Here is an 8,545-nt window from a genome sequence, read left to right on the forward strand (position 1 = left end):
TCCTCCGCCCCCTCGGGCGAGGACGCGGCGGGCCCGCCCCGCATCAAGGCCAAGAAGTCCGCGAAGATCCAGTTCACGTCGACGACGCTGCTGCTCGAGGCCTTCCTCGTGCTGTTCGCGACCCTCGTCGCGTACGGGCTGCGGACCGTGCCCTACGCGTGGCCGGACCGTATGCAGGTGCCCTCGGGCCCGGCGATCTGGATCGTGGGCGGGACGCTCATGGTCGTGCTGATCCTGCTCAGCCGCATGGTCGGCGGGCCGGGCGGCTACGTCGCGGGCTCGGTCGTGCAGCTCCCCGTGATCGCGTGCGGCTTCGCGGTGCCGCTGATGTTCCTGGTCGGAGGCATCTTCGTCGTCCTGTGGATCGTGTCGCTCCGCCTCGGCGGACGGATCGACCGCGAGCGCGCCGCGTACGACGCCGAGCACCCGGAGACCGCACCGAACATGTGAGCAGGGCCGGTAGGGTCGTGCGCATGACTGATGTTGCAGCCCCCGTCGTCGCCGACGCGCTCTCCGAGACCATCGAGCGCACCCTCGTCCTCGTCAAGCCCGACGGCGTCCGTCGCGGCCTGTCGGGAGAGATCCTCCGCCGCGTCGAGGCCAAGGGGTACACCCTGGCCGCCGTCCAGCTGCTGGACGCCACCCCTGAGCTCCTCGCGGCGCACTACGCCGAGCACGAGGGAAAGCCGTTCTTCGCCCCGCTCGTCGACTTCATGCTCTCCGGCCCGATCCTCGCGGTCGTCGCCGAGGGGCAGGGCGTCATCCCGGGCTTCCGCTCGCTGGCCGGCACGACCGACCCGACGGCAGCCGCCCCCGGCACCATCCGCGGCGACCTGGGCCGCGACTGGGGACTGAAGGTCCAGCAGAACCTGGTCCACGGCTCGGACTCCCCGGAGTCCGCGGCCCGCGAGATCGCGCTCTGGTTCCCCGGCCTCTGAGCACCACCCGCACCGCCTGCAGGCGCCCCCGTCGACGGACGGGGGCGCCTGTCCGCGCCGGCGTGGAGCACGGGGAGGGACGAGGGTGGGGGCGCGGGTCGTGGCGGGCCTGGCGGGAGGTCGCGAGGGACGAGCGGCCGGATGGAAGACCCGCCCCCACCCTCGTCCCAGCCCTCATCCCCACCGCCTCCCCGTTTCACCCGCGGATTCGCACTAGGCTCTGACCCGTGCACCTCAAGACCCTGACCCTCCGCGGGTTCAAGTCGTTCGCGTCGGCGACGACCCTGCGCTTCGAGCCCGGGGTGACGTGCGTCGTCGGGCCGAACGGTTCGGGCAAGTCGAACGTGGTCGACGCCCTGTCGTGGGTCATGGGCGAGCAGGGCGCCAAGTCGTTGCGCGGCGGCAAGATGGAGGACGTCATCTTCGCGGGCACGGCGGGGCGCCCTCCGCTCGGCCGCGCCGAGGTGTCGTTGACGATCGACAACACGGACGGCGCGCTGCCGATCGACTACTCCGAGGTGACGATCTCCCGGACGCTGTTCCGCAACGGCGGCTCGGAGTACGCGATCAACGGGTCGTCGTGCCGGCTGCTGGACATCCAGGAGCTGCTCTCGGACTCGGGCATCGGGCGCGAGATGCACGTGATCGTCGGGCAGGGGCAGCTCGACGCGGTGCTGCGGGCGACGCCCGAGGAGCGGCGCGGCTTCATCGAGGAGGCCGCGGGGGTCCTCAAGCACCGCAAGCGCAAGGAGAAGGCGCTGCGCAAGCTCGACGCGATGCAGGCGAACCTCACGCGGCTCGGAGACCTGACGGCGGAGATCCGGCGCCAGCTGGGGCCCCTGGGGCGGCAGGCGCAGATCGCGCGCAAGGCGCAGGTCGTGCAGCGCGACCTGCGCGACGCGCGGGCGCGCCTGCTCGCGGACGACCTCGCGCAGCTCACGGCGACGCTCGAGCAGGAGATCGCGGACGAGTCGGCGCTACGAGCGCGCCAGGCCGAGGTCGAGCGGTCGCTCGCCGCTGCCCGGGAGGCGCTGGGGTCGTTGGAGACGCAGGCCGCAGAGGCCGCCCCGGCCCTGGCCCAGGCGAGCGACGTCTGGTACCGGTTGTCGTCGCTCAAGGAACGCCTGGGCGGGACCCGCACGCTGGCCGCGGAGCGCCTGCGCCTGCTGGGGCGTCCGGAGACGGTCCAGCGGGGCCAGGACCCGAACGACCTCGACGCGCAGGCGGCCCGGGCCCGCGCCGCAGAGCAGGAGCTCGAGTCGGAGGTCGCGGTCGCCCGGGCGACGCTCGAGTCGGCCGTGGCGGAGCGGACCGCGGTCGAGGCGCAGGCGCAGACGGCGGAGCGGGCGCTCGCGACGCTGCTGCGCGGCGCGGCGGACCGTCGCGAGGGACTGGCCCGGCTGGCGGGCCAGGTCGCGGCGCGCCGGTCCCGCGTCGAGGCCACCGAGGCCGAGATCGGGCGTCTGCGGGAGAGCCTCGCGGAGACCGAGCGGCGCGGGAACCAGGCGAACGTCGAGTTCGCGTCCCTCGAGACGCAGGTCGTGGGCGTCGAGGAGGGCGAGGAGGGGCTGGACGCCGAGCACGAGGAGGCGGCCGACGCCGTCGAGCGGACCGGGGCCGTCGTCACCGGGCTCCGTGCCGAGGAGCAGACCGCCGACCGCGACCGGGCGACGTGGAGCGCGCGCGTCGAGGCGCTCGAGATGAGCCTGGTCCGCAAGGACGGTGCGGGCGCGCTGCTGTCGGCTGACGGCGTGGCCGCGCTCGGGTCGTTGGCGGCGTTGCTGAGCATCGACGCGGGGTACGAGGACGCGATCGCGGCGGCGCTCGGTCCGGCCGCGGACGCCGTCGCGGTCGAGAGCCTCGAGGCCGCGGTCGACGCGCTGCGTCACCTGCGGCAGGAGGACGCGGGGCGTGCGAGCCTCGTGGTCGGCGGCGGCACGCGTCCGTCGTCGGGCGTGAGCGAGTCCACCCCCCTGCCCGACGGCGCCGCGTGGGCCGTGCGGGTCGTCACGCCTGCGCGCTCGGTCGCCGCGGCGGTCGAGCTCCTGCTCGACGGCGTCGTCGTCGTCGAGGACCTGGCACAGGCGCGTGCGCTCGTCACCGCGTCGCCGCAGGTCACCGCCGTGACCAAGGGCGGGGACCTGCTCGGGGCGCACAGCGCCTGGGGCGGCTCGGCGACCGCGCCGAGCGTGCTGCACCTGCAGGCGGCCCTGGACGAGGCCCAGGCGGCCCGGGACGACGCGATCGCGCGCGGTGAGCGGACCCGGTTCGCGCTCGTCGGAGCGCTCGAGGAGGCCGAGGAGGCGCAGCAGCGCTACGACGCGACCCTGGAGCGCCTCAACGAGTCCGACGCCGCGCTGGCCGCCGTCGCCGAGCAGCTCGGGCACCTGGGGGCCACGGCTCGTGCGGCGGCGGCGGAGTCGGCTCGCGTCCGGACCAACCTGGAGCGGGCGCAGGCCACGTTGGTCGCCGAGCAGGCCGAGCTCGCGGGGCTGGTCGTGCGGCACGACGAGGCCGAGGCGGCCCCGGAGCAGTCCGAGGAGTCCGTCGCGTCGGCCACCGCCGCGCGCGACGAGGCGAACGCCCTCGCGACGGCGACCCGTGCGGCCGAGACCGAGGCCCGTCTCGCGCTGCGGACGAGCGAGGAGCGGGCGCGAGCCCTGACGGGACGCGCGCAGTCGCTGGCCCGGGCCGCCGCGACCGAGCGTGCGGCGCGCGAGCGGGCCGCGGCACGGGAGGCCGCCCGCGTGCGCCAGGCGGGACGTGCGGAGGCCGTGCGCGACGGGGCCGATGTGGCGCTGGCGGCGATCGATCGGTCGCTCGGACGGGCAGGTGACGAGCGGGCTGCGGCCGAGGCGGCACGCGGCGAGCTGGACGCGGCCGTGACCGCTCGCCGGGCCGAGGTCGACGCGTTCGCCGGCCAGCTTCGTGAGCTCACCGACGTGGCGCACCGCGACGAGGTCGCCCGGACCCAGCAGCAGCTGCGGATCGAGCAGCTCCAGGAGCGCGGCGTCACCGAGCTCGGGCTGGACCCGGAGGTGCTGCTCGACGAGTTCGGCCCCGACCGCCCGGTCCCCGTGCTCGCCGAGGACGGCACGGTCCGTGAGGACGAGGACGGTGATCCCGTGACCGAACCTTACGTGCGGGCGGCGCAGGAGAAGCGGCTGCGGTCCGCCGAGCGCGCCCTGGGGCAGCTCGGGAAGGTCAACCCGCTCGCGCTCGAGGAGTTCGCCGCGCTCGAGGAGCGGCACACGTTCCTCACGACCCAGCTCGCGGACCTCAAGAAGTCCCGGGCGGACCTGCTGGAGATCGTCCGCGAGATCGACGAGCGCGTCGAGCAGGTCTTCACCGAGGCGTACCACGACACCGCGGAGCAGTTCGTGCACGTGTTCGGACGGATGTTCCCGGGGGGTGAGGGGCGCCTGGTCCTGACCGACCCCGAGAACATGCTCACGACCGGTATCGAGGTCGAGGCCCGCCCGGCGGGCAAGAAGGTCAAGCGGTTGTCGCTGCTGTCCGGCGGCGAGCGCTCGCTGACCGCGGTCGCGCTCCTCGTCGCGATCTTCAAGGCCCGCCCGAGCCCGTTCTACGTCATGGACGAGGTCGAGGCCGCGCTCGACGACGTGAACCTGGGTCGCCTGCTCGAGATCTTCCGCGAGCTCCAGGAGGACTCGCAGCTCATCGTCATCACGCACCAGAAGCGGACGATGGAGATCGCGGACGCGCTGTACGGGGTCACGATGCGCGGGGACGGCGTGACCACCGTCATCAGCCAGCGGCTGCGTGACGAGGTCGGTGCGTGACGGACCTCTCGGGTGGCGCGGCGCACCACCCCTCCCGCTGACCGGAGGGTGCAGGACCGACGATCCGCACGATCCCGCGGGTTCCATGGTGTGAAGATGCTGTATCGATCCGCGGACTCGCCGGTCTCGTTCAGGGCTCGCCCGGCCGCCCCGGTGATACTTGTCGGATGCTCTGGATGTTCGTGTTCCTCGGGATCGCGCTCGTGGCGGCCGTCGTGGTCTTCCTGTTCGCGAGCGTCGTCACGCGCATCGACGACCGCAACGAGCGGCAAGGCCCCCCGGTAGGGATCCGCGGATTCTGGCGTGACTTCCGCTCGGGGCTGTCGAGCTGGCGCCGCCGGTCCGCCGACGACCGCGCTGCTGCGGCGTCCGCGGCACCCGTCGACACGGGCATGGAGGAGTTCTTCGCGGCGACGGAGGTCGCCGACCCCGCGTACATGGACGCCGACGAGATCACCGACGTCCTGCACCGCGCCCGGGAGCGGGCCGCGCACACGCTGCACGGCGCCACGGCGCGGCGCCCCCACACCGGAGCCGTGCGCTCGGTCCCTGCGACCCCGCCGCCGGGGCCGACGGCCCACCAGGACTGAGTCGGTCTCGTCGCCCGCACGTCGGGCGCGGATTTGAGAGACTTCGACGGTGAACGATCTCCTCTGGCTCTGGATCACCCTCGCCGTCCTCGTCGTCGTCTCGGTCGGTCTCGTCGGCTTCCGCCGTCGCTCCGGGACGCGCGCGACCCTCCCGCCGCCCTCCACGGGCGTGACCACGGGCTCCACGGAGGAGCCCGCCCAGGTGCCGGAGCGGGGCGCCGTGGCCACGGCAGAAGCCCCGACGGACCTCGAGGCCCCGCCCGCCGTCGAGGTCCCCGAGGCCGTCGGTGGTCGCCTCGCCAGGCTGCGCGGTCGCCTGGCCCGGTCGGGGTCGCCGCTGGGCTCCAAGCTGCTCGCGGTGCTCTCGCGCGACCACCTGACCGAGGACGACTGGGACGAGCTCGAGGAGACGCTTCTCCTCGCCGACGTCGGAGCCGGGCCTGCGGGCGAGCTCATCGAGTCGCTCCGCACCCGCGTGCGGGTCCTGGGCGTCCGTGACCCGGCGAGCGTGCGCGACCTGCTCCGCGAGGAGCTCGTCGCGCTCGTCGACCCGAGCCTCGACCGCTCCCTCGCCACGGCCCCGCAGACGGCCGAGGACGGGACCCGGCTCCCCGCCGTCGTGCTCGTCGTCGGGGTCAACGGCACGGGCAAGACGACGACCGTGGGCAAGCTCGCGCGCGTCCTGGTCGCGGAGGACCGTACCGTCGTGCTCGGCGCGGCCGACACGTTCCGGGCCGCCGCGGCCGACCAGCTCGAGACCTGGGGCGCCCGCGTCGGCGTGCGCACGGTGCGCTCCGACCGCGACGGTGCCGACCCGGCGGCCGTCGCGTTCGACGCCGTCCGCACGGGCCGCGCGGACGGCGTCGACGTGGTGCTCGTCGACACCGCCGGCCGTCTCCAGAACAAGGCGGGCCTCATGGACGAGCTGGGCAAGATCCGGCGCGTCATCACCAAGGAGGCGCCGCTCTCGGAGGTGCTCCTGGTCCTCGACGCCACGACGGGGCAGAACGGCCTCAACCAGGCGCGGGTCTTCGGCGAGATCGCCGGGGTCACGGGCATCGTGCTGACCAAGCTCGACGGTACCGCCAAGGGCGGGATCGTGGTCGCGGTCCAGCGCGAGCTGGGCGTGCCGGTCAAGCTCGTGGGCCTGGGCGAGGGGCCCGACGACCTGGCGCCGTTCGACCCGCAGGAGTTCGTCGACGGGCTCCTGGGCGACTGACCTCGCCCGAGGCGACCGCGTCCCGGGGGCAGGCGGCTCCCGGGACGCCCCGTCACCGAACGGGAAACGCAACGTTTACACACGAGTGCTCCCCGTTACACCTCCGTCACCCCGCGAGCGTCGCGGGGAAACCCCGCTGTCCGACTCTTGACCTGTCCGGCCGCCCGGCTGGCGAGGTGAGAGGCGACAGCGCATGCCATTCGAACTTGACACTGGAAACACGGCCTGGCTCCTGACGTCGGCCGCTCTGGTGCTGCTGATGACCCCGGCCCTGGCGTTCTTCTACGGCGGCATGGTCCGCGGCAAGAGCGTCCTGAACATGATGATGATGAGCTTCGGCGCGATCGCCGTCGTCGGGATCATCTGGGTCCTGTGGGGCTACTCGATGACCTTCGGGTCCGACGTGGCGGGCATCTTCGGCAACCCGACCGAGTTCTTCGGTCTGGCCCCCCTGACCGACGACGCGAACAGCCTCCTGGCAGGCAGCGGCGTCCCGGCCCTCGTGGCGGCAGGGTTCCAGGCCACCTTCGCGATCATCACGGTCGCACTGATCAGCGGTGCGATCGCCGACCGTGCACGCTTCGGCGCCTGGCTGGTCTTCGCGGGCGTCTGGGTCACGCTGGTCTACTTCCCGCTCGCCCACATGGTGTGGGGCGGAGGCATCCTCGGTGCCGGGGAGAACGGCATCGCCGCCGCGATCTACGGGGTGACCGACGGGATCGCCAACGTGGCCCCCATCGACTTCGCGGGCGGCACCGTCGTCCACATCAACGCCGGTGTGGCCGGCCTGGTGCTCGCGCTCGTCATCGGCAAGCGCAAGGGCTTCGGCAAGGAGCCCATGCGTCCGCACAACCTCCCGTTCGTGATGCTCGGTGCGGCGCTGCTGTGGTTCGGCTGGTTCGGCTTCAACGCCGGTTCCGCGGGAGCCGCGAACGAGGTCGCCGGCCTGGCCTGGATCAACACCACGGTCGCGACGTGCGCGGCGATGGGTGCCTGGCTGCTGACCGAGCGGCTGCGTGACGGTCACGCGACCAGCCTGGGCGCTGCCTCGGGAGTCGTCGCGGGTCTGGTCGCCATCACGCCGGCGGCCGCGGCCGTCAACCCGATCGGCGCGATCGCCCTGGGTGTCGTCGCGGGCGTCCTGTGCGCCCTCGCGGTCGGCCTCAAGTACCGCTTCGGCTACGACGACTCGCTCGACGTGGTCGGGGTCCACCTCGTCGGCGGCCTGGTCGGCACGGTCCTGATCGGCCTGCTCGGCACGGACACGGGCCTGCTCTACGGCGGCGGGATCGACCAGCTGGTGATCCAGGTCGTCATCGCGCTGGCCGCCGTGATCTTCTCCGGTGTGCTCACGTTCGTCATCGGGTTCGTCATCAAGGTGACGATGGGCTGGAGGATCAGCGAGGAGGCCGAGGTCGGCGGTATCGACCTGGCAGAGCACGGAGAGACCGCATACGAGACCATCGCGCAGGGTCGTGTCATCCAGGAGGTCAGGGCATGAAGCTCGTCACAGGAATCATCCAGCCGCACCGTCTCGACGACGTGAAGTCGGCGCTCGAGGCCGCAGGGGTCCGCGGCATGACCGTCAGCGAGGCCAGCGGCTACGGCCGGCAGAAGGGCCACACCGAGGTCTACCGCGGTGCGGAGTACACCGTGGACCTGGTCCCGAAGGTCCGCGTCGAGGTCCTCGTGGACGACGAGGACGCGGCGACCGTCACCGAGGTCGTCGTCAAGGCGGCCCAGACGGGCCGGATCGGCGACGGGAAGGTGTGGACCATCACGGTCGACGACGTCGCACGGGTCCGGACGGGCGAGCACGGCGCAGGCGCCCTCTAGGGCGGTCCGACGGGCCGCATGGGCGGGCGGCACGAACGGTGGGGACGGTGCGACGCGGGTGACGGAGGCAGAGCCGAGATGACCGGTACGGCAGATGCAGGAAGCGCCCGCGACACCGACGAACCGACGGAGGCCCCGCACCCCCAGGGGGTGCGGGGC

Annotated in this window: 7 protein-coding genes; all 7 read left to right on the forward strand. The window is 73.3% G+C overall.

The features are described 5' to 3' along the window. The coding region (locus ACFRCR_RS14045; RefSeq protein ID WP_377678356.1) for a DUF4233 domain-containing protein at positions 1-450 on the forward strand (450 nt) is incomplete at its 5' end. Between the two features lie 23 nt (positions 451-473). Next, on the forward strand, positions 474-938 hold the full coding sequence (gene ndk / locus ACFRCR_RS14050) for a nucleoside-diphosphate kinase (protein WP_138824817.1): 465 nt from the start codon (positions 474-476) through the stop codon (positions 936-938). 227 nt (positions 939-1,165) lie between these two features. Continuing rightward, entirely contained in the window at positions 1,166-4,741 is a 3,576-nt protein-coding gene (gene smc, locus ACFRCR_RS14055; RefSeq protein WP_377678358.1) for a chromosome segregation protein SMC, read from the forward strand. Positions 4,742-4,908: 167 nt separating this feature from the next. Continuing rightward, positions 4,909-5,331: a hypothetical protein gene (locus ACFRCR_RS14060; RefSeq protein ID WP_377678360.1), complete on the forward strand. Its 423-nt coding sequence runs from the start codon at positions 4,909-4,911 to the stop codon at positions 5,329-5,331. A gap of 49 nt (positions 5,332-5,380) precedes the next feature. Further along, the gene (gene ftsY, locus ACFRCR_RS14065) at positions 5,381-6,550 is read left to right on the forward strand and encodes a signal recognition particle-docking protein FtsY (protein ID WP_377678362.1); all 1,170 of its coding nucleotides are present in this window, start codon (positions 5,381-5,383) and stop codon (positions 6,548-6,550) included. A gap of 193 nt (positions 6,551-6,743) precedes the next feature. After that, positions 6,744-8,051 (forward strand): ammonium transporter, encoded by a 1,308-nt coding sequence (locus ACFRCR_RS14070; protein WP_377678364.1) that lies wholly within the window; start codon positions 6,744-6,746, stop codon positions 8,049-8,051. Then, positions 8,048-8,386: a P-II family nitrogen regulator gene (locus ACFRCR_RS14075; RefSeq protein ID WP_377678366.1), complete on the forward strand. Its 339-nt coding sequence runs from the start codon at positions 8,048-8,050 to the stop codon at positions 8,384-8,386. The genes ACFRCR_RS14070 and ACFRCR_RS14075 overlap by 4 nt, the downstream gene beginning before the upstream one ends. Positions 8,387-8,545 lie beyond the last annotated feature (159 nt).

It is taken from the genome of Oerskovia sp. NPDC056781 (assembly GCF_042789955.1).
Taxonomy (GTDB): Bacteria; Actinomycetota; Actinomycetes; order Actinomycetales; family Cellulomonadaceae; genus Oerskovia; species Oerskovia rustica.